The 19,027-nt window shown below is 66.6% G+C and carries 16 protein-coding genes, 1 tRNA gene and 1 pseudogene; 10 read left to right on the forward strand and 8 right to left on the reverse strand.

Annotated features, from left to right (window positions below; genetic code table 11):
* The first annotated feature begins 79 nt into the window (after nucleotides 1-79).
* On the forward strand, nucleotides 80-814 hold the full coding sequence (locus tag AWC31_RS33715; RefSeq protein ID WP_067852768.1) for a FadR/GntR family transcriptional regulator: 735 nt from the start codon (nucleotides 80-82) through the stop codon (nucleotides 812-814).
* Between the two features lie 81 nt (nucleotides 815-895).
* Here AWC31_RS33715 and AWC31_RS33720 read toward each other — a convergent pair whose 3' ends face one another.
* Nucleotides 896-2,431 (reverse strand): APC family permease, encoded by a 1,536-nt coding sequence (locus AWC31_RS33720; RefSeq protein ID WP_207626470.1) that lies wholly within the window; start codon nucleotides 2,429-2,431, stop codon nucleotides 896-898.
* Nucleotides 2,432-2,785: 354 nt separating this feature from the next.
* On the opposite strand from AWC31_RS33720, the pseudogene AWC31_RS33725 reads away from it, so the two are divergent.
* Nucleotides 2,786-3,567, forward strand: a pseudogene (locus tag AWC31_RS33725) (glutaminase).
* Here the strand turns inward: AWC31_RS33725 and AWC31_RS33730 are convergent.
* Together AWC31_RS33730 and AWC31_RS33735 are read right to left on the reverse strand one after the other, a co-directional pair.
* The gene (locus AWC31_RS33730; RefSeq protein ID WP_207626471.1) at nucleotides 3,564-4,100 is read right to left on the reverse strand and encodes a hypothetical protein; all 537 of its coding nucleotides are present in this window, start codon (nucleotides 4,098-4,100) and stop codon (nucleotides 3,564-3,566) included. The pseudogene AWC31_RS33725 and the gene AWC31_RS33730 overlap by 4 nt on opposite strands.
* Nucleotides 4,101-4,111: 11 nt before the next feature.
* Complete coding sequence (locus tag AWC31_RS33735) at nucleotides 4,112-4,618, reverse strand: ribonuclease FAU-1 family protein (protein WP_198538943.1); 507 nt, start codon at nucleotides 4,616-4,618, stop codon at nucleotides 4,112-4,114.
* Between the two features lie 67 nt (nucleotides 4,619-4,685).
* Here AWC31_RS33735 and uvrB point away from each other — a divergent pair, with 67 nt between their 5' ends.
* Together uvrB and AWC31_RS33745 are read left to right on the forward strand one after the other, a co-directional pair.
* The gene (uvrB, locus tag AWC31_RS33740; RefSeq protein ID WP_085149976.1) at nucleotides 4,686-6,857 is read left to right on the forward strand and encodes an excinuclease ABC subunit UvrB; all 2,172 of its coding nucleotides are present in this window, start codon (nucleotides 4,686-4,688) and stop codon (nucleotides 6,855-6,857) included.
* Between the two features lie 45 nt (nucleotides 6,858-6,902).
* Complete coding sequence (locus tag AWC31_RS33745) at nucleotides 6,903-8,303, forward strand: MFS transporter (protein WP_085149780.1); 1,401 nt, start codon at nucleotides 6,903-6,905, stop codon at nucleotides 8,301-8,303.
* 103 nt (nucleotides 8,304-8,406) lie between these two features.
* Here the strand turns inward: AWC31_RS33745 and AWC31_RS33750 are convergent, their stop codons facing one another.
* Both AWC31_RS33750 and AWC31_RS33755 read right to left on the reverse strand, forming a co-directional pair.
* Complete coding sequence (locus tag AWC31_RS33750) at nucleotides 8,407-8,712, reverse strand: DUF1905 domain-containing protein (protein ID WP_067852759.1); 306 nt, start codon at nucleotides 8,710-8,712, stop codon at nucleotides 8,407-8,409.
* Between the two features lie 9 nt (nucleotides 8,713-8,721).
* On the reverse strand, nucleotides 8,722-9,453 hold the full coding sequence (locus AWC31_RS33755; RefSeq protein WP_085149782.1) for an MgtC/SapB family protein: 732 nt from the start codon (nucleotides 9,451-9,453) through the stop codon (nucleotides 8,722-8,724).
* Nucleotides 9,454-9,541: 88 nt separating this feature from the next.
* Here AWC31_RS33755 and AWC31_RS33760 point away from each other — a divergent pair, with 88 nt between their 5' ends.
* From AWC31_RS33760 to AWC31_RS33775, 4 genes are all read left to right on the forward strand, one after another.
* Nucleotides 9,542-10,327 carry a DUF899 domain-containing protein gene (locus tag AWC31_RS33760; RefSeq protein WP_085149978.1) on the forward strand — a complete coding sequence of 262 codons (786 nt, stop codon included), beginning with the start codon at nucleotides 9,542-9,544 and terminating at the stop codon, nucleotides 10,325-10,327.
* A 44-nt stretch (nucleotides 10,328-10,371) separates the two neighbouring features.
* Nucleotides 10,372-10,445, forward strand: a tRNA-Cys gene (locus AWC31_RS33765).
* Between the two features lie 93 nt (nucleotides 10,446-10,538).
* Entirely contained in the window at nucleotides 10,539-10,943 is a 405-nt protein-coding gene (locus AWC31_RS33770) for a YybH family protein (protein ID WP_234817081.1), read from the forward strand.
* Nucleotides 10,944-10,950: 7 nt separating this feature from the next.
* Complete coding sequence (locus AWC31_RS33775; protein ID WP_067852755.1) at nucleotides 10,951-11,805, forward strand: acyl-CoA thioesterase; 855 nt, start codon at nucleotides 10,951-10,953, stop codon at nucleotides 11,803-11,805.
* 3 nt (nucleotides 11,806-11,808) lie between these two features.
* On the opposite strand, the gene AWC31_RS33780 is transcribed toward AWC31_RS33775, so the two are convergent.
* On the reverse strand, nucleotides 11,809-13,257 hold the full coding sequence (locus AWC31_RS33780) for a glycosyltransferase family 39 protein (protein WP_110775380.1): 1,449 nt from the start codon (nucleotides 13,255-13,257) through the stop codon (nucleotides 11,809-11,811).
* A gap of 507 nt (nucleotides 13,258-13,764) precedes the next feature.
* On the opposite strand from AWC31_RS33780, the gene AWC31_RS33785 reads away from it, so the two are divergent.
* Nucleotides 13,765-14,208, forward strand: a complete 444-nt coding sequence (locus AWC31_RS33785) for a universal stress protein (protein ID WP_067852751.1) — start codon at nucleotides 13,765-13,767, stop codon at nucleotides 14,206-14,208.
* Between the two features lie 9 nt (nucleotides 14,209-14,217).
* On the opposite strand, the gene AWC31_RS33790 is transcribed toward AWC31_RS33785, so the two are convergent.
* On the reverse strand, nucleotides 14,218-14,907 hold the full coding sequence (locus AWC31_RS33790; protein WP_067852748.1) for an MBL fold metallo-hydrolase: 690 nt from the start codon (nucleotides 14,905-14,907) through the stop codon (nucleotides 14,218-14,220).
* Between the two features lie 73 nt (nucleotides 14,908-14,980).
* Between AWC31_RS33790 and uvrA the strand changes: the two genes are divergently transcribed.
* Nucleotides 14,981-17,875 (forward strand): excinuclease ABC subunit UvrA, encoded by a 2,895-nt coding sequence (gene uvrA, locus AWC31_RS33795; RefSeq protein WP_067852746.1) that lies wholly within the window; start codon nucleotides 14,981-14,983, stop codon nucleotides 17,873-17,875.
* On the opposite strand, the gene AWC31_RS33800 is transcribed toward uvrA, so the two are convergent.
* The gene (locus AWC31_RS33800) at nucleotides 17,865-19,025 is read right to left on the reverse strand and encodes a winged helix DNA-binding domain-containing protein (RefSeq protein ID WP_085149788.1); all 1,161 of its coding nucleotides are present in this window, start codon (nucleotides 19,023-19,025) and stop codon (nucleotides 17,865-17,867) included. The genes uvrA and AWC31_RS33800 overlap by 11 nt on opposite strands.
* Nucleotides 19,026-19,027 lie beyond the last annotated feature (2 nt).

The following is a 19,027-nucleotide window of genomic DNA, read 5'->3' on the forward strand; positions in this document are numbered from 1 at the left end:
CGTTTGGTCTATTGGGTAAGGCAAACGCTGTTATCAGCGGGTATGCGGTAACCTGTGGGCATCCGAAGGGGGGGCTGGCATGTCAGCAGCGAAACCAGCGTTGGTTCCGGTCCGGCAGATCCCGGCCCATGAACTGGTCGTCGACCAGATGAGGCGGGCTCTGGAACTCGGGCAGTTCCGCCCGGGCGACCGGCTGCCCACCGAGCGCGAGCTGTCGGACATGCTCGACGTGTCGAGGACGACGGTCCGCACGGCAGTCGCCGTGTTGGAGCGCGAGGGCCTGATCGCGGTGCGTCGCGGGCGTGGTGGTGGGTTCACCGTGCAGGCGCCCGAGTATGACCCCGTCGAGATGCGGCGCGAGATGCGCCGCAACAAGCGGGCCATCCGCGATGCGTTCGACTACCGCATCATCGTCGAGACCGGCGCCACCCGGCTTGCCGCGGACCGGCGCCGAGCGGTCGACCTCACCGAGCTGCACAAGCTGCTGACCGGGATGGATTCGGCGCTCCAGACGGCGCTCGAAGACCAATCGGCCCAGCACACCACCGATTTTCAGACCCTGGACTCGGCGTTTCACCTGGGCATCGCCCAGGCCGCGCAGAACGACCGCCTGCTCGATGCGGTCGCCGACGCTCGCCGGCGGATGTGGCTTCCGGTCGGTGCGATCTTCGGTCGCTTGGAGCCCAACGCGAACGACTACCACGAGTCGATCCTCGAAGCGATCGAGAACCGGGAGCCCGAGTTGGCCGCCGCCCGAATGGAGGCCCACATCAACGACACTCGGCACACGATCGAGTCCTGGCTCAAGCGTTGATCTTTCCTCGATTTGGAAGCGCCCGGTGCGACCCATCGGGGGGGTAATCGTGATCGCACCGGGCGCGCGTCCGCGTCGAACTCAGACGGCGGGCTCGCGGACGGGATCGTGATCGTCGAAGATCGTGCTGCCGATGCGCGCGTACCGGTCCGGCCTGGCGTTGCGCCAGTACAGCGCGAGCGCGATCGATCCGAGCGTGAGCAGCACGACAAGGTACGGAATGGCCTTGAAGAACAAGGTGTCTGAGGCGGCTCCGGCGGCCGCCTGCATGTTCGACGCCATCAGGTAGATGACGTAGAGCATTCCCGCGCCGCCGACTATCGGTGCCAGCAGGGTGCGCCACCACGACGCCGTCTCCGGATGCTGCTTCTTGATGTGGAAGTACACGACCGTGGAGATCGAGCACATCGTCTGCACGATCAGAAGCAGCAGCGTCGCGAGGATCGCGACCAGGACGAAGAGGTCTGCGTAGGGATCCGAGCCCGTGACCGAGCAGACCGTCACCAGAAGTGCGGCGAACACACTCTGTGCCAGCGATGCCACCCACGGTGAGGCATGCTTCGGATGTGCCTCACCCAGGCGACGCCACAGCAGGCCGTCGCGACCGAATGCGAACAGGTAGCGGGCCGCCGAATTGTGGATCGCCAATGCGCAGGCGAACGAGCCACCGACCACGAGCCATTCGAAAACCGTTACGCCCCACTGGCCGACGTACTGTGCGGTGGGTGCGTACAGCAGGTCGAAGGGCGTCGGCCCGGACGCCAGCTCCACGGCTCTGGCCGGGCCATTGCCGACGACGACGCCCCAGGAGATGAACGTGTAGAACACACCGATGCCGATCACGGCGATCATGGTGGCCAACGGGACGATCCGCTTGGGGTTCTTGGACTCTTCGCCGTATATCGCAGTCGACTCGAATCCGACCCATGACCAGAAGGCCATCAACAGTCCAAGTCCGACGACACCACCGGCGACGCCGTTGGTGCTCAACGCGGTGAGCGGGCTCAGGGACGTGAAGCTCATGCCGTCGGGATGGTGGATCAGCCCGGCGATCGCGGTGATCGACAGCATGGCGATCTCGGATACCAGCACGACGCCGAGAACTTTGGCGGCCACCGAGATGTCGAAGTGCGACAACGCGGCGATGGCGACGAGACCGAACACCGCATAGACCTCCCACGGCAGGTCCATTCCGAACTGCGCGGTGAAGGCCTGATCGGCGAAGGCGGCGAAGATACCGATGAGGCCGGCTTCCATCGTCATGTAGGTGAAGGCGGGCAGCACGCCCGCAGCGAGCCCCGGGATCCTCGACCAGGCCCGCGACACGAACGTGTAGAAGGCGCCTGCCGCGGTGATATGGCGGGCCAGGGCGACAAATCCGATGCTGAAGATCGTCAGCACGATGGTCGCGATCACGAATCCGCCGGGCGCCCCCAGCCCGTTGCCGAACCCCACCGCGACGGGGAGGTTGCCGGTCATCGCGGTGATCGGAGCCGAGAAGGCGACCACCATGAAAACCACACCGGCCAGCCCGATCGCGCCACGCTTCAAGGTGGCCGGGCCGCCCTTGGGTGCGGATCGCGCCGCCCCCGTTCCCTGGTCGAAGTCGACTGCCATCGCCACCTGCCTTTCAATCGGTTGCCGCGAGCCTAGGATTGAAAAGGTCTAAAGACAAGGCCCATAGACCTAATAGGGTCGCGCGTGACATAACGTTTACACGAACAGTTTTGAGCGTGGAACTGTTTTGGTCTAAAGACTGGTGATTTTGGCCAATTGTCTTCTGATTGGCCGGACGAGCCTCATGGGAGGGTGACGATGCCCGGCACGCGGTTGTCTGGTGACTCGATGGCGGGTGCGCGGCTGCGCGACTACCTGCTGGCAGCGCAGGAAAGAGGACGCGAAGCCGCCCGAACCGGCCACGTATCCCGGCAGGTGCCCGCACTTGCCGACGTCGCGGCAACGAGGTTCGCGATGGCGGTCGCGACCGTCGACGGTGCCCATGCCCATATCGGTGACTCCGACACGGGGTTTTCCATCAGAGCGTGTCCAAGCTCTTCGCGTTGTGCGCGTTGCTGCGGCACGATCCCGACGCCTGGACCGATGTGGGGTGGGGCCCGACCGACGCCGGCTACGGCTCGGTCGCCGATCTGGAGCGCAACCACTGGCGCCCGCGCAACCCGTTCGTCAACCCCGGGGCGCTCGTGGTGACCGACCGGCTCCTGACGCATACCGGCGATGCCGTCAATGCCACGATCGAGCTGATCCGCTGCGGCCATCCCGGGGCGCCGGTGTACTCGGACCCACTAGTGGCGCAGTCGGAAATGGTTGCGGATCACCGCAATTCGGCCATCGCCCACGTGCTGGCCGAGCATGGGCGGCTGATCAACGACATCGATCGGATCCTGCCGCAATACTTCGCGCAATGCGCGATCACGGCTTCGGTGCAGACCATCGCGCGGGCCGGCTTGTTCCTGGCCGATCGCACCGCCGGGCATGTTGTGCTCGATGCGGCGACGGTGCGCCGGGTCAACGCGGTGCTGCTGACCTCGGGTATGTACGGCGCGGCAGGCGACATCGCATATCGCATCGGTTTGCCGGCCAAGAGCGGTATCGGCGGTGGCGTGCTCGCGGTGATGCCCGGGCGCGGCACAGTGTGCGTGTGGAGCCCACCGCTCGACGGGGACGGCAACTCCGCAGGGGGAGTCACCGCGATCGAGGAGTTCGCGCGGTTGGCCGGCTGGTCGGTGTTCTAAGCGGCAGGCGGTGCCGGCACGGCGGGATCGACGGGCGCCGCCGGGACGACCGGCGCGGTGCCGAGGACGTCCACGCTGGCGCCGCAGGGCAGGCTCCCGTAGCCGGGATCGTTGTTCGGCCGCGTCAGCCGCGGCGCGACCCAGGTGTCGGCCTGGGCGACGATCTGGTCGTCCACGAGGATCTCGCAATGCAGATTGGCCGAGTACGGCCAGTCGATGCGCACGGTCATGCCCGCCAACTGCGGGTCCGACACGACGCCGGTGGCCTCGAACGTCCGGCCCGGCAGCATCGTCGGATCGGCGGTGTTGACCTGGCTGTCGTCGATCTTGTAGGTGATCTGCGCGTTGCGGGAAACGCCGTCGATTCTCGCCTTGTACGTGACGTTGTGCAGTTGCTGATCCGGTTGGGGCTCGACCTCGGGCTGAGGTGGCATCTCAGGCTCGGCCAGCGCTGTGGGGGGCACCAACTGCGCGCCGGACAGCAGGCCTGCCAGCACAGCAGCCACCGCGCACGCGTACTTAGTTGACCTCATGAATCTTGACCTTACAACCCTTGCCACGTGAGGGCCATGCCGTTGCCAGCAAGCCACCGGTCGAGGTCGTAGCCGTGCCGCGCGAGGCCGTCGATCGTCGCCGCGGCGGTCTGGACGGCGTCTTCGGCGAGTTCGGGCGTCAACAAGCCGTGCCGGACCGCCGTGAGCAGCTCGTCGACGTCGCAGAGTTCCACGCCGATTCCGGTGCGAAGGACCAGGTCAAGGTAGTGATCCTCGGAGTGCCAGGACCGGGGCCCCGCGGTGAACCGGCCGACGTCGAGGTAATAGTCCTGGTCTCGCTCGTGGCCAGGGTTGAAATGGAAGATGCTGGCCCGCAGCCCGAGCGACGGGAGCAACCAGGATTCCAGATAGTGGAACTGAGCCCGCCCCGGTGTCGGCCGCGCCATGTACAGACCCCATGGTTCGACCGTGTAGACGTCAACGGCCCGCACGATCCCCTTCGGATCCGTATTCGTGCGGTCGACCAGGTCAAATGTCTCGTGCTTGGGTGCGTGGATGGCGTCAGCCTACGCGGTCGGCGAACACACCCGGAACTTGTCGGTGCACAGCTCTACCCTGGTGAACATGGCTTTCGCTACCGAACATCCCGTGCTCGCGCATTCGGAGTACCGGCCGGCGGTCGACGCCGTGGACGGCCTGGTCCGTGCCGGCGGCCGGTTCGAGGTGGTCAGCCAATACCAGCCGGCCGGCGATCAGCCCGCGGCCATCGACGAGCTCGAACGCCGGATCAAGGCGGGGGAGCGGGATGTGGTGCTGCTGGGCGCCACCGGCACCGGCAAGTCGGCCACCACGGCCTGGCTCATCGAGCGGCTGCAACGGCCCACGCTGTTGATGGCGCCCAACAAGACGCTCGCCGCGCAGCTGGCCAATGAGTTGCGGGAGATGTTGCCGAACAACGCCGTTGAGTACTTCGTGTCGTACTACGACTACTACCAGCCCGAGGCGTACATCGCGCAGACCGACACCTACATCGAGAAGGACAGCTCGATCAACGACGATGTCGAGCGGCTGCGCCACTCGGCCACGTCGAGTCTGCTGTCGCGGCGCGATGTCGTCGTGGTCGCATCGGTGTCGTGCATCTACGGCCTCGGCACGCCGCAGTCCTACCTGGACCGCTCGGTCGAGCTCAACGTCGGTGACGAGGTGCCGCGCGACGGTCTGCTCCGGCTGCTGGTGGACGTCCAGTACAACCGCAACGACACCGCGTTCACGCGCGGCACGTTCCGGGTCCGGGGCGATACCGTCGAGATCATCCCGTCCTACGAGGAGCTCGCGGTACGGATCGAGTTCTTCGGCGACGAGATCGAGGCGCTCTACTATCTGCATCCGCTGACCGGTGACGTGGTCCGCCAGGTCGATTCGCTGCGGATCTTCCCGGCGACCCACTACGTGGCCGGTCCGGAGCGCATGGCCCACGCGATCTCGACCATCGAGCAGGAACTGGAGGAGCGGCTGGCCGAACTCGAGGGCCAGGGCAAGCTCCTGGAGGCTCAGCGGTTGCGTATGCGCACCAACTACGACATCGAGATGATGCGCCAGGTCGGCTTCTGCTCGGGCATCGAGAACTACTCGCGCCACATCGACGGCCGGCCTGCGGGTTCGGCGCCGGCGACGCTGCTGGACTACTTCCCCGAGGACTTCCTGCTCGTCATCGATGAGTCGCACGTCACCGTCCCGCAGATCGGTGGCATGTACGAGGGCGACATGTCCCGCAAGCGCAACCTGGTCGACTTCGGTTTCCGGCTGCCGTCAGCGGTCGACAACCGACCGCTGACCTGGGAGGAGTTCGCGGATCGGATCGGACAGACGGTGTACCTGTCGGCGACTCCCGGGCGCTACGAGCTCGCGCAGACCGGCGGTGAGTTCGTCGAACAGGTCATCCGCCCGACCGGCCTGGTCGACCCGAAGATCGTCGTCAAGCCGACCAAGGGCCAGATCGACGACCTGATCGGGGAAATCCGCAAGCGGGCCGAAGCCGACGAGCGGGTCCTGGTCACGACGCTGACCAAGAAGATGGCCGAGGACCTCACCGATTACCTCCTGGAGCTCGGTATCAAGGTGCGGTACCTGCATTCGGAGGTCGACACCCTGCGCCGGGTCGAGTTGCTGCGCCAACTGCGCCTCGGTGAATACGACGTGCTGGTCGGCATCAACCTGCTGCGTGAGGGTCTCGACCTGCCCGAGGTGTCGCTGGTGTCGATCCTCGACGCCGACAAGGAGGGCTTTTTGCGCGATGCCCGCAGCTTGATCCAGACCACGGGCCGAGCCGCGCGCAACGTGTCGGGTGAGGTCCACATGTACGCCGACAAGATCACCGATTCGATGCGTGAGGCGATCGACGAGACCGAACGGCGCCGCGCGAAGCAGATCGCGTACAACAAAGCCAACGGCATCGATCCGAAACCGTTGCGCAAGAAGATCGCCGACATCCTCGACCAGGTCTACCGGGAGGCCGACGACAGCGAGACCGTCGAGATCGGCGGTTCCGGGCGGAACGCCTCGCGCGGACGTCGTGCCCAGGGTGCACCGGGCCGGGCGGTCAGTGGCGGGATTGTCGAGGGGCGCGACACCACCAACATGCCTCGGGCCGAATTGGCCGACCTCATCAAGGATCTGACCGAACAGATGATGACAGCGGCGCGAGATCTGCAGTTCGAGTTGGCCGCCCGCATCCGTGACGAGATCGCCGATCTCAAGAAGGAACTGCGCGGCATGGACGCGGCGGGGCTCAAATAAGCCGGCCTTGACCTCAACGGCGGTTGAGGATCTAGCGTCAGCGGCGTGACCGACACCGCGACGACCGCGACAAACGGAGCGACCGGAACTTGGCGTCAGCTGCTGGGTCCCCGGAACCTCGGTGCGTCGACCGTGCTCGCCGGCGGCGTGTTGTTGTACGCCACCAACGAGTTTCTGACCATCAGTCTGCTGCCCAGCGCGGTCGCCGATATCGGGGGCCAACGTTTCTACGCGTGGGTGACGGCCGTCTATCTGGTGGCCTCGGTCATGGCCGCGACGACCGTGCACTCGGTGTTGATGCGGATGGGCCCGCGGTTTGCGTACCTGTCGGCGCTCACGGTGTTCGGCGCGGGCAGCCTGGGTTGTGCGCTCGCACCGAGCATGCAGATCCTGCTCACCGGCCGCACGGTCCAGGGGTTCGCGGGGGGATTGTTGGCCGGGCTCGGCTATGCCGTCATCAACACCGCGCTGCCGAATACGTTGTGGACCAAGGCCTCTGCCCTCGTATCGGCGATGTGGGGGGTCGGCACCCTCGTCGGCCCGGCCGCCGGGGGACTGTTCGCCCAGTACGGGCATTGGCGGTGGGCGTTCGGTGTGCTCGTGATCCTCACGTTTGCTATGGCCGTGCTGGTTCCCATCGCACTGCCGGGGCGCGGCGACGAAACGGCCGGAGCGCCCGGCATACCGGTGGCCTCCCTTGCACTGCTGGGTTCGGCGGCCATGGCCGTCAGTGTGGCCGGCATACCGCACGATGCGCGAGCCACCGCTGCGCTGCTGACGCTGGGCATCGCGCTTGTGGTCGCCTTCGTGGTCGTCGACCGGCGCGCGAAGGCATCGGTCCTGCCGCCCAGCACATTCGGCGCCGGCCCACTCAAGTGGATCTACCTCACGCTGGGTGTGCTGATGGCCGCCACCATGGTCGACATGTACGTGCCGTTGTTCGGGCAACGGCTTGCGCATCTGACGCCCGTGGTGGCCGGGTTCTTCGGCGCGGTGCTGTCAGTCGGCTGGACCGTGGGCGAGATCGCCAGCGCATCGGTGCAGAACCGCCGGGTGATCGTGCGGACTGTCGCGATCGCACCGCTCGTGATGGCGGTCGGCCTGACGGCCGGCGCCATCCTGATTCGCAACGGCATGCCGGTCTGGCTCGTCGTGCTGTGGGCGCTGGGCCTGCTCGTGACCGGCGCTGGCATCGGTATCGCGTGGCCGCATTTGTCCGCGTGGGCGATGAGCAGTGTCGACGATCCCGCAGAAGGACCCGCCGCGGCGGCGGCAATCAACACCGTCCAGCTCATCTGCGGGGCCTTCGGGGCCGGATTGGCCGGGGTCGTCGTCAACCTCACCGACACCGGCGACGCATCGGCGGCCCGCTGGCTCTTCGGCGCGTTCGCCGTGCTCGCCACTGCCGGCGCAATCGCGTCGTTCCGCTCTGGACGTCCTCGCTAGCACCGCGAGCGACCGTGTCTGTACGGCGACACGCCGTGAATTGGCGGCATTTTGCGGACGCTCGTCCGCGTGAAGCCTGAAACAGACTGCCGGCCAGCATGAGTCAGTCCTCGGCGACCTCGGCACGATCGGTGTCGAGCGACAATTCGACGTGCACGGTGTCGCCGTGCGACTTCCCGAGCGTGTCTTGGATCTCCTTGCGCACGCCGAGGATGTGCCTGCCGCCGTAGGGGGCCAGCGATCCGGTGTAGTCGACCGTGTCGTCGAAACGCACGTGAACCGGCACCCGTGCGCGGACGCCGAACAGTTCAACTGAACTGAACGGAAACTCGACGTAAGCGCCTGGGCGGTCGGGCTTTTCGATCACCGCGTCGAATGAGATCGGACCGGGGTTGCGATACGTGACCATGGGCGTCTCTCAGTCGGGGTCTTCGTCGAGTTGGTGGATCGCGGTGACGCCATCGATCGCGGCGAGGACCGCCGGTGCGTTGAGGATGCCGCTGCCCGACAACGTCAGGACCACACCGGAGCGGCCGTCGGCGCCGAGCGGCTCGCCCGGTGCGTCGGTGGCCAGGTCGGTCAGCTGCCATTGCCGGCGGTCGCACGCCTGGAGGAGTTCGCGCATCACGCCACGTCCTTCCTCGTAGGTGACGTGCATGCGGACCGACCCGCTGAGGCGCGCGGCCAGCCGCCGGGCCAGTGGCATGAACCCGAGGACGATCACAAAATGCATCACGGTCACGGTGCACGCCAGCAACAGCAGCCCGGCGCCGGCGGCCATGCCGATCGCCGCCGATTCCCATACTGCGGCCGCGGTCGTCAGCCCGTGCACCGAGCCGCGGCGGAAGATGATGATGCCTGCCCCGAGAAAACCTATGCCGGAGACGATCTGGGCGGCGACACGAGATGGGTCGACCACCACGGTGCCTTCGGCCAGCACGTCGCTGAACCCGTACTTGCTCACGAGCAGGATCAGCGCGGCTGCGGTACCGACGATCGTCTGCGTGCGCAGGCCCGCGCTCTTGCCCTGGACCTCCCGTTCGAGGCCGATCAACGCGGTCAGCCCGAACGCGACGAACAACTCGATCAACTGTCGCGTGCCTTGCCCCGGTCCGCCGAAGAACGGCGGGTCGGCCAGCCAGAGATCCATGCCGAACAAATTAGCGCGGATGCGATGACTTTCGGGTGCTGAGCGAGTCCATACCAGCGAGGCGATTTTCCGACGAGGAGTGATGCTCATGTCTGCACAGCCCACCGCATATCCCGACGTCGCCACGCGTGACGACTGGCTTGCCGCCCGCAAGAAACTGCTGGCCCGCGAGCGCGAAGTCACCCACCTGCGCGATGCCGTCAACGCCGAACGACGCCGGTTGCCGATGGTGAAGGTCGAAAAGGACTACGTGTTCGAAGGTCCGGACGGCGAAGTCCGGTTGCTCGACATGTTCGAGGGACGCAGCCAGCTCTACATCCACCACTTCATGTGGATCGATGCCAACGATGCCGGCTGCCCGAGTTGCACGGCCGCGGCCGATCTCACGTTCACCGAGAAAGACCGAGCCCTGCTGAACGCCAAGGACGTCACCTTCGCGTGTGTGTCGCGCGCGCCGTATTCCAGCATTGCGCGCTATCGCGACCAGCACGGCTGGACCTTCCCGTGGTACTCGTCGCGCGACAGCGACTTCACGTACGACTACCACGTGACCCTCGATCCGGCCCGGGCGCCGATCGAGTACAACTACAAATCTCTCGACGACCTGCATGCCGCCGGCTTCAGCGATGACGACCTGCACGGCGACTGGCCGGGCGCGAGCGTCTTCCTGCGGCGCGGCGACGAGGTGTTCCACACGTACTCGGCGTACGCCCGCGGTCTCGACCACTCGTCCGTGGGGTATCCGTTCCTCGATCTGACGCCGTATGGGCGCCAGGAGCCGTGGGAGGACTCGCCTGCCGGATGGCCGCAGGGCGGAATCGCGGCAGGCATGCCCCTTGCCGGTCCCGCCGACGAATGCAATCACCACGATTGAAAACCTGGGCCGGTGTCCGCACTCCTGGCACAGTCTGACCTGATGCGGGTGTGGCTGAGTGGCTAGGCACCGGCCTGCAAAGCCGTTTACACGGGTTCGAATCCCGTCACTCGCTCCAGCACGTCTGCGCCGCCCCGTGCACAAGGAAGTATGCACCGGGCGGCGTAGACAATTCGCCGCATCACGTGGTCAAGCTGGTTAGCATCACGGCGTGACTGGCACTGATCCGATGGCTGTGGTGCGCCGTTACGTCGACGCTTTCAACAATGGAGACGCCGAGGAACAGCAGGCCGCATGTCACGACACGATGCAGATTCTTGACGGGATGTCGCCGCATGTGTGGCAGGGCCCGACAGCGGCCCAGGACTGGTGGCGAGACGTGCTTGCCGAAGGCGAGCACTTGGGGGCCTCCGGGTACTACATAACGCTCGCCGAACCAACGCATGTCGACGTGACGGGCGACTACGCCTATGTGGTCGTGCCCGCGACGATGGCGTTCGACCTTCGAGGACAACAAGTGATGCAAAGGGATTCCGTCTTCACGGTTGCGCTGCGCCGAGGCGGCGATGGTTGGCGACTCACCGCTTGGGCATGGGCAAAGGGGCACCGCGCATAATGCTGCGGTGCCCCTGCCGCAGTTAGCCGACATCCTGGCCACACTCGACCTTGCCGGCTCCGGCGACAACACGTTCGTCGCGACTCAGCTCGACAATGCCAACCACCACATCGTCGGCGGCCACATCGCCGCGCAGGCGTTGATGGCGGCAAGCCGCACGGCACCCGGACGGCTACCGCACAGCGTCCACGTGTATCTGTTGCGGGCCGGCGACGCGCGTTACCCCGTCGACATGGAGGTCGTGAACCTTCGGGACGGCGGTGCGTTGTCGACGCGGCAGGTGCGGGCTCAGCAGGGCGGTGAGGTGTTGTTGGAAGCCCTTGTCTCGCTGACCGCCCCGGTCGAGGCGATGGACTATCACCAGCCGTTGCCCGATGTGCCCGCCCCCGAGGCGCTGGCCCCGGTCGAGGATCAGCTGAGTGCCTACGCCGACGAACACCACGGGTTCTGGGTGCGCCCGCAGTGGATCGCGCGCCGGTATGTCGATGCCCCGCCACGGCTGGCCATGGATATGCCCGACCCGCCGCAGCACACGCGGATGTGGTGGCGGCCAACCGAACCCGTCACCGACGATCCGCTCGTCAACTGCTGTCTGCTCACCTACGTCACCGGCACCACGATGCTCGAAACCTCGGTGACGATGCGGCGCACCACGCAGATCGACTCGTTCTCGGCGCTCATCGACCACGCGGTGTGGTTTCACCGTCCGGCCGACCTGTCCGACTGGGTGTTGTCGGATCAGGTGTCGCCCAGCGGTATCGGTGGGCGTGGGCTGGCAACCGGGACGATGTACAACCGGGCGGGGCAGCTCGTGTGCACGGCAACGCAGGAGATCTACTTCGGCCGCGATCGGCGCGGTTGACGCCTACCGGGTCGATTTGACCACCTGGGCGAAGCTGAACTGCCACCGCTCGACGATGTGAAAGCCGAACCCTTCCGGCACGCGGTAGGCCGGTGCCCGCTCGAGGCGCGGCCCCGGATCGAGCGCTTCACCGCTCTGCCGATCGGGCACCGACGGATCGCGTTCGGACACCGTCCACAACACCGTGCATCGGCGAACCTGTTCGGCAACGCCCCAGATGCCGAGGTGGGCGTCCCACAGCCGGTTTCGCTCGACGGCCGTTCGTCCGCGGCCGGGATCGACGAGGTGGGCATAGGCGGTGGGGCGGGCCGCGGTGATGGGCCGGATGGGCCCGGGTTTCCAGCTCGTGGTGTTGTCGAGGATCAGGCAGTCGCCGGGGGAGGAGTGGGCGGTGATGACGTCGGCGACCTGGCTGAAGTCCATGCCTTCCTTGGCATACGGCCCGCGCTGCACCACCAGGTAGTTGGGCGTGGCGGCGAGCGCGAACAGCGCGAGCACCGCGGTGATCCATTCCCGGGTCCGGGCAACCGCGACGACGCACACCGCGAGCAGAAGGGCTGCCGCCGGAGCGGTGAAGGACAGATATCGTGGATAGTAAAGCGGTTGCGCAACAGGTGAATAGGCGAGCAGAACCGCGGTGGGCGCGACAACCCACACCGCGGCGATCACCGCCAACTGCCGACTTCCGGTATCCGCCGGGCGGATTCGCCGCACCAGCAGCGGTGCGGCCAGTGCCACCGCGGCCAACAGCGCGAACGCCACACTGTGGTCGAAATACTGTTCGAGCGCCACCTCGGCGAACGTGTGGGAGCCCAACGGCGAGATCCAGCCCACCTGGAAACTCTGCGAGCGGCACCACAAGATGAACGGTGTCACCGCCGACACCGCCGGAACCGACGCGGCGAGCCACGGCCCAACGGCACGGCGCGACAGCAGCATCACGGCGACGGCGTGGGGCAGCACGATCAACACGACGAAGATGTTCAGCAGCGTCGAGAGGGCAAGCGCCGCACCGTATGCCGCCCACAGCATGCCGCGGCGCGCCCGGATCGCGGCGACGAGAAGCACCGTCAACCACACCGCAGCCAACATTGTCCACGCATACGAGCGGGCTTCGATGCCTGCCCAGGTGACCCGCGGCAGGATCGCGAACAGTATTCCGGCGCACACCGATAGCGTGCGGCTCGAGAATTGCCGACCCAGCGTCACGACACCGGCCGTTGCGCCGCCGACCGCAAGGCAACTCGAGAACCGCGACCAGAACTCGGTGACCGGAAAAACCGAGAACCACCCGTGCATGGCCAGGTAGTAGAGGCCGTGTACGGCATCGATATTGCCGATCAGCGCCCAGAGTTCGGGCACCGGCCGCGTGGCCGCCGAGATCGTGGCGGCCTCGTCGAACCACAGGGACGGCCTGGCCGCCCCGGCCGCACTCAGCGCGATCGCGAACATCGCGACCGGTATGGCGTCGAAACGGCCGGCGCGGTGCCGCGCGCCGAGACCGGTGGCGCGCGCAGTGTTCAGTGAGAGCTCTGCGTGAATGGCCGTTTACCTCCCCCCAGACGGCAAAACCGTAACCCGCGGACATGTCGCCTGCGTGAAGAGGTGTTCGTCAGGCGTACCGTGGCTCATGGTCGGCGGAGTTCCTGCCGGGTCGCAGGCTCGCATTCGGTCGTGAAAACCATTCTGCGGGTGTGATTTTGGCGCACGACCATGAGCCCGGTCACTTCTGCGCCGGCGGTGGCTGCCGGCAACTCGGCGCGGCGCGGCGTCACCTGTGTCACGGTCGGCACCGATTTTCGGCAAGCTGTGGTTAACATCAGTGCCGATAAACGTCACCGAGCCGGATACCCGACCGATTTGTGAGCTGCACGTACGGGTGTCGTGATTCGCGCCCCTGTCCAGCGGGTACGGGTTACTGTCTCGGGTGGCGTTGGAACTGACAGTGGGAGGATATGGATGAGCGCCTATCGAACCGTGGTGGTCGGTACGGACGGGTCTGATTCGTCACTGCGTGCGGTGGACCGTGCCGGTCAGATTGCCGCCGGGTCTAACGCGAAGCTGATCATTGCGACGGCGTACTTCCCTCAAAGCGAAGACCAGCGCGCTGCCGACGTGCTCAAGGACGAGGGCTACAAGATGGCGGGCAACGCTCCCATCTACGCCATCCTGCGGGAGGCGACCGACCGGGCGAAGGCCGCAGGCGCCACCGACATCGAGGAGCGCCCGATCGTCGGCGCACCCGTCGATGCGCTCGTCGAACTGGCCGACGACGTCAAGGCCGACCTGTTGGTCGTCGGCAACGTGGGCCTGAGCACGATCGCCGGCCGCTTGCTCGGGTCGGTACCCGCGAACGTGGCCCGCCGGTCGAAGACCGACGTGCTCATCGTGCACACCAGCTAGCGCGGCGTTCTACCAGCCGCGTTCGCGCCATTCAGCCAGGCTGGGACGCTCGGCACCCAATGACGTGTCGTCGCCGTGGCCGGGGTAGACGACGGTGTTGTCGTCGTACACGTCGAACACCTTGGTGGTCACATCCCCGAGGAGCCGTTCGAAGTCACCCGGCTGCCACGTCTTGCCGACCCCGCCGGGAAACAGGCAGTCGCCGGTGAACAAATGGGTGGCTCCGGACTCGTCGGCGCCGGACAGCGCGAGCGCCACCGAACCCGGCGTATGCCCGCGCAGGTGGATGACGTCGAGGGACAGGTCGCCGACGCGGATGGTGTCGCCGTCGGCGAGGATGCGGTCCGGCGTCACCGGGAGCGGCTCGGCGTCGAGTTGGTGCGCCGCGGTGGGCACGCCTGTGCTCTTCGCCACTGCCTCCAGCGCCTGCCAGTGGTCGAAATGCTGATGGCTCGTCACGATCAGCACGAGCTCGGGCGCGTACTGTTTGATGAGTTCCAGCAGGACGTCGGCGTCGTTGGCCGCGTCGATCAGCAGTGTTTCGCCGGTTGACGTGCAGGTCACCAGGTAGCAGTTGTTGTCCATGGGACCCACCGACACCTTGATGATCGAGGCGTTGGCGAGGGTGCGCCGCGCCGCGGTTCCCGGATCCACGTGACCGGTGTAGGTGTCGTCGACCGTGATGTTGGTTGGGGTCATATCGCCACCGTATCGGGCTTGTCGGTACCCGCACATAGCATGGGTGTGAAGTCTGTTCGTGGAAAGGAACCGGGTGTCTGAACGCCTGATCATCAAGGGTGCGCGGGAACACAACCTGCGCGGAGTCGACCTCGACCTGCCCCGCGACTCCTTGATCGTGTTCACCGGCTTGTCCGGCTCCGGCAAATCGTCGCTGGCCTTCGACACGATCTTCGCCGAGGGGCAGCGCCGCTACGTCGAGTCGCTTTCGGCGTACGCGCGGCAGTTCCTCGGCCAGATGGACAAGCCCGACGTCGACTTCATCGAAGGGCTGTCCCCGGCGGTCTCGATCGACCAGAAGTCCACGAACCGCAACCCGCGTTCGACGGTCGGCACCATCACCGAGGTGTACGACTACCTGCGCCTGCTCTACGCCCGCGCGGGCACGCCGCACTGCCCGGTCTGTGGCGAGCGGATCGCCCGGCAGACCCCGCAGCAGATCGTCGACCAGGTGCTGGCGATGGACGAGGGGCTCCGGTTCCAGGTGCTGGCGCCGGTCGTGCGGACCCGTAAGGGTGAGTTCGTCGATCTGTTCGACAAGCTCAACACCCAGGGCTACAGCCGCGTCCGGGTCGACGGCGTCGTGCACCCGCTGACGGATCCGCCGAAGCTCAAGAAGCAGGAGAAGCACGACATCGAGGTGGTCATCGACCGGTTGACGGTCAAGGCCACCGCCAAGCAGCGGCTCACCGATTCGGTGGAGACGGCGCTGAACCTCGCCGACGGCATCGTGGTGCTCGAGTTCGTCGACCGTGAGGACGACCATCCCCATCGCGAGCAGCGGTTCTCCGAGAAGCTGGCGTGCCCGAACGGCCACCATCTCGCAGTCGACGACCTCGAACCGCGCTCGTTCTCGTTCAACTCGCCCTACGGCGCCTGCCCCGAGTGCACAGGCCTCGGTATCCGCAAAGAGGTCGACCCCGATCTGGTGGTCCCCGATCCGGAGCTCACGCTGGCCGAGGGGGCCATCGCGCCGTGGGCGGTGGGGCAGAGTGCCGAGTACTTCACCCGCATGCTGTCGGGCCTGGGTGACCAGATGGGCTTCGACATCGACACCCCGTGGAAGAAGCTGACGGCCAAGGCGCGCAAGGCCATCCTGGAAGGCTCCGACCATCAGGTTCACGTCCGGTACAAGAACCGGTACGGCCGTACCAGGTCGTACTACGCCGACTTCGAAGGCGTCATGGCCTTCCTGCAGCGGCGCATGGAGCAGACCGATTCGGAGCAGATGAAGGAACGCTACGAGGGCTTCATGCGCGACATCCCGTGCCCGGAATGCGACGGCACCCGGCTCAAGCCCGAGATCCTGGCGGTGACGCTGGCCGCAGGCGAGTACGGCGACAAGTCCATCGCGCAGGTGGCCGAACTCTCCATCGCCGACTGTGCCGACTTCCTCAACGCCCTGACACTCGGGCATCGTGAGCAGGCCATCGCCGGTCAGGTGCTCAAGGAGATCCAGTCCCGGCTCGGGTTCCTGCTCGACGTCGGCCTGGACTACCTGTCACTGTCTCGGGCCGCGGCCACCCTGTCGGGCGGTGAGGCACAACGCATCCGGCTCGCCACCCAGATCGGCTCCGGGCTCGTCGGCGTGCTCTACGTGCTCGACGAGCCGTCCATCGGCCTGCATCAGCGCGACAACCGCAGGCTCATCGACACCCTGGTGCGGCTGCGCGACCTCGGCAACACGCTGATCGTCGTCGAACACGACCTCGACACCATCGCGCACGCCGACTGGGTCGTCGACATCGGGCCCGCGGCCGGCGAGCACGGCGGCCGGATCGTGCACAGCGGCCCCTACGACGAACTGCTGCGTAACCCCGAATCGCTCACCGGCGCTTACCTTTCCGGTAAGGAGAGCATCGAGGTCCCGGCGATCCGGCGGCCGACCGACCGGCGTCGTCAGGTCACGGTGGTGGGAGCCCGGGAGAACAACCTCCGCGAGATCGACGTCGCGTTCCCGCTCGGCGTGCTCACGTCGGTGACGGGGGTCTCGGGCTCGGGCAAGTCGACGCTCGTGAACGACATCCTGGCATCGGTGCTGGCCAACAAGCTCAACGGCGCCCGCCTGGTGCCCGGCCGGCACACGCGGGTCAACGGGCTCGACCAGCTCGACAAGCTGGTCCGCGTCGACCAGTCGCCGATCGGCCGTACCCCCAGGTCCAACCCGGCCACCTACACCGGCGTGTTCGACAAGATCCGTTCGCTGTTCGCGGCCACGACCGAAGCCAAGGTACGCGGCTATCAACCGGGCCGGTTCTCGTTCAACGTCAAGGGCGGCCGATGTGAGGCCTGCTCGGGTGACGGCACCATCAAGATCGAGATGAACTTCCTGCCCGACGTGTATGTCCCGTGCGAGGTGTGCCACGGCGCGCGCTACAACCGCGAGACGCTCGAGGTGCACTACAAGGGCAAGACGATCTCCGAGGTGCTCGACATGTCCATCGAGGACGCCACGGAGTTCTTCGAGCCGATCAGCTCGATCCACCGTTATCTCAAGACCCTGGTGGACGTCGGGCTGGGGTACGTGCGGCTGGGGCAGCCGGCGCCGACGCTGTCGGGCGGTGAGGCGCAACGCGTCAAGCTTGCCGCCGAGCTGCAGAAGCGGTCGACCGGCCGCACGATCTACATCCTCGACGAGCCCACGACCGGCCTGCACTTCGAAGACATCCGCAAGCTGCTCAAGGTCATTAACGGCCTTGTGGACAAGGGCAATACGGTGATCGTCATCGAGCACAACCTCGACGTCATCAAGACCTCGGACTGGATCGTCGACATGGGACCCGAGGGCGGGGCAGGCGGCGGCACCGTGGTGGCGCAGGGCACCCCCGAGGACGTCGCGGCCAACCCCGACAGCTACACCGGCAAGTTCCTGGCCGAACTGCTTGATGTGCCGTCGCCGCGGCGCAAGCGGCGCAAGGTCAGCGCTTAGACACCGGAGACGGAAAGCGCGGGTTGACGCGTGCCGCGGCCAGCCATTCCGTGAGCTCGTCGGCCTTGCGCTGCAACGCGCGGTTCATCGCGCTGCCCGTCTCCTCCAGCAGGCACAGCACGACGCGCCCGTTCTCGTCCTGCCGCCAGCCGCCGACGATGCGGCCGTTGCACCACACCGTCGGGCCGGCGTTGCCGTTGGTGTCGAACACCTGGCTGCGGTGTGGCCCGACGTACCAGTCGCGGTCGAACCATCCCATGGTCGTGACGTCCAAACCGGGGAGTAGGGCGCACCAGGGTCCAGGATCCGGCTCCACCTCGAGATCATCGGGCAGCACATAGCCCGGGATGCCTTCGAGATCGACCTCGACCGCCTCGAGGTCGCGCAGCGCGGTGCGGGCCCACGTCAGGGTGTTGCCGAACCACCATTTGATGTCGGTGACGGTGGCCGGACCGAATGCGGCAAGCCAGCGGCGCACCAACTCGGTGCGGGCCGCGTCCTCCGACATGGGTTCCGGTTTCGCGCCCAGCCAGTCCGCGGTGGTGGTCCACCGGGGCCGTGAAACGGTCCACGCGCCGTCGTTGGGTCCCCGCGCGATCTCGCCTTGCACCCCGAGCACAGTCAAAACCCTTGGACCCAGCGGAATTTCACCACCCCACCGCTTGCCCGGGGCGGGGTCGTGGCTGCCCGACAACTCGGGGAGCGCCGCGCGCAACTCTTTCGCGCTGGTCGGCCCGTGCTGCCGGAGGTGTCGCAATACGGCCGCGCACGCCGCGCTCACCCAACGTGCGCCGTCCGGTGCGACCCCGGCTTTCTCGACGTCACCGATGAGCTTGCGGAGTTCGTTGCCGGCGACCCGGTCACTGGCACCGGCCTGAATCGCGGCGAGGTCGCCGGTGTGCACCATCCACAAGGTGCGCCGCATCGCCAAGTGCTTGATCACCGAGCGGCGCTCGTACAGTTCGGTGTCGAGGTCGGCGATCGCGAAGCCGGGCAGCCGAGCCCACAGCGACAGGTACGGCGTCGCCGGATCGGTGGAATGCAGCCCGACCAGGCCGGCGGCGGTGCCGGTGATGGAATCGGCAGGCGCGGTCAGGAAATGGCGCCGAGCCAGCCGCGCCCGCCGCTCGGCGGCAGTGAAAGTGCGCACCG

This window comes from Mycolicibacterium wolinskyi (genome assembly GCF_002101965.1).
GTDB classification, from domain to species: domain Bacteria; phylum Actinomycetota; class Actinomycetes; order Mycobacteriales; family Mycobacteriaceae; genus Mycobacterium; species Mycobacterium wolinskyi.

Excerpts from the sequence above, each read along its gene's own strand:
- AWC31_RS33760 (WP_085149978.1), top strand. The coding sequence starts at position 9,542 with ATGTCTGCACAGCCCACCGCATATCCCGACGTCGCCACGCGTGACGAC.
- AWC31_RS33785 (WP_067852751.1), top strand. The coding sequence starts at position 13,765 with ATGAGCGCCTATCGAACCGTGGTGGTCGGTACGGACGGGTCTGATTCG.
- AWC31_RS33730 (WP_207626471.1), bottom strand. The coding sequence starts at position 4,100 with ATGAGGTCAACTAAGTACGCGTGCGCGGTGGCTGCTGTGCTGGCAGGC.
- uvrB (WP_085149976.1), top strand. The coding sequence starts at position 4,686 with ATGGCTTTCGCTACCGAACATCCCGTGCTCGCGCATTCGGAGTACCGG.
- AWC31_RS33790 (WP_067852748.1), bottom strand. The coding sequence starts at position 14,907 with ATGACCCCAACCAACATCACGGTCGACGACACCTACACCGGTCACGTG.
- AWC31_RS33750 (WP_067852759.1), bottom strand. The coding sequence starts at position 8,712 with ATGGTCACGTATCGCAACCCCGGTCCGATCTCATTCGACGCGGTGATC.
- AWC31_RS33715 (WP_067852768.1), top strand. The coding sequence starts at position 80 with ATGTCAGCAGCGAAACCAGCGTTGGTTCCGGTCCGGCAGATCCCGGCC.
- AWC31_RS33755 (WP_085149782.1), bottom strand. The coding sequence starts at position 9,453 with ATGGATCTCTGGCTGGCCGACCCGCCGTTCTTCGGCGGACCGGGGCAA.
- AWC31_RS33720 (WP_207626470.1), bottom strand. The coding sequence starts at position 2,431 with ATGGCAGTCGACTTCGACCAGGGAACGGGGGCGGCGCGATCCGCACCC.
- AWC31_RS33780 (WP_110775380.1), bottom strand. The coding sequence starts at position 13,257 with ATGTTCGCGATCGCGCTGAGTGCGGCCGGGGCGGCCAGGCCGTCCCTG.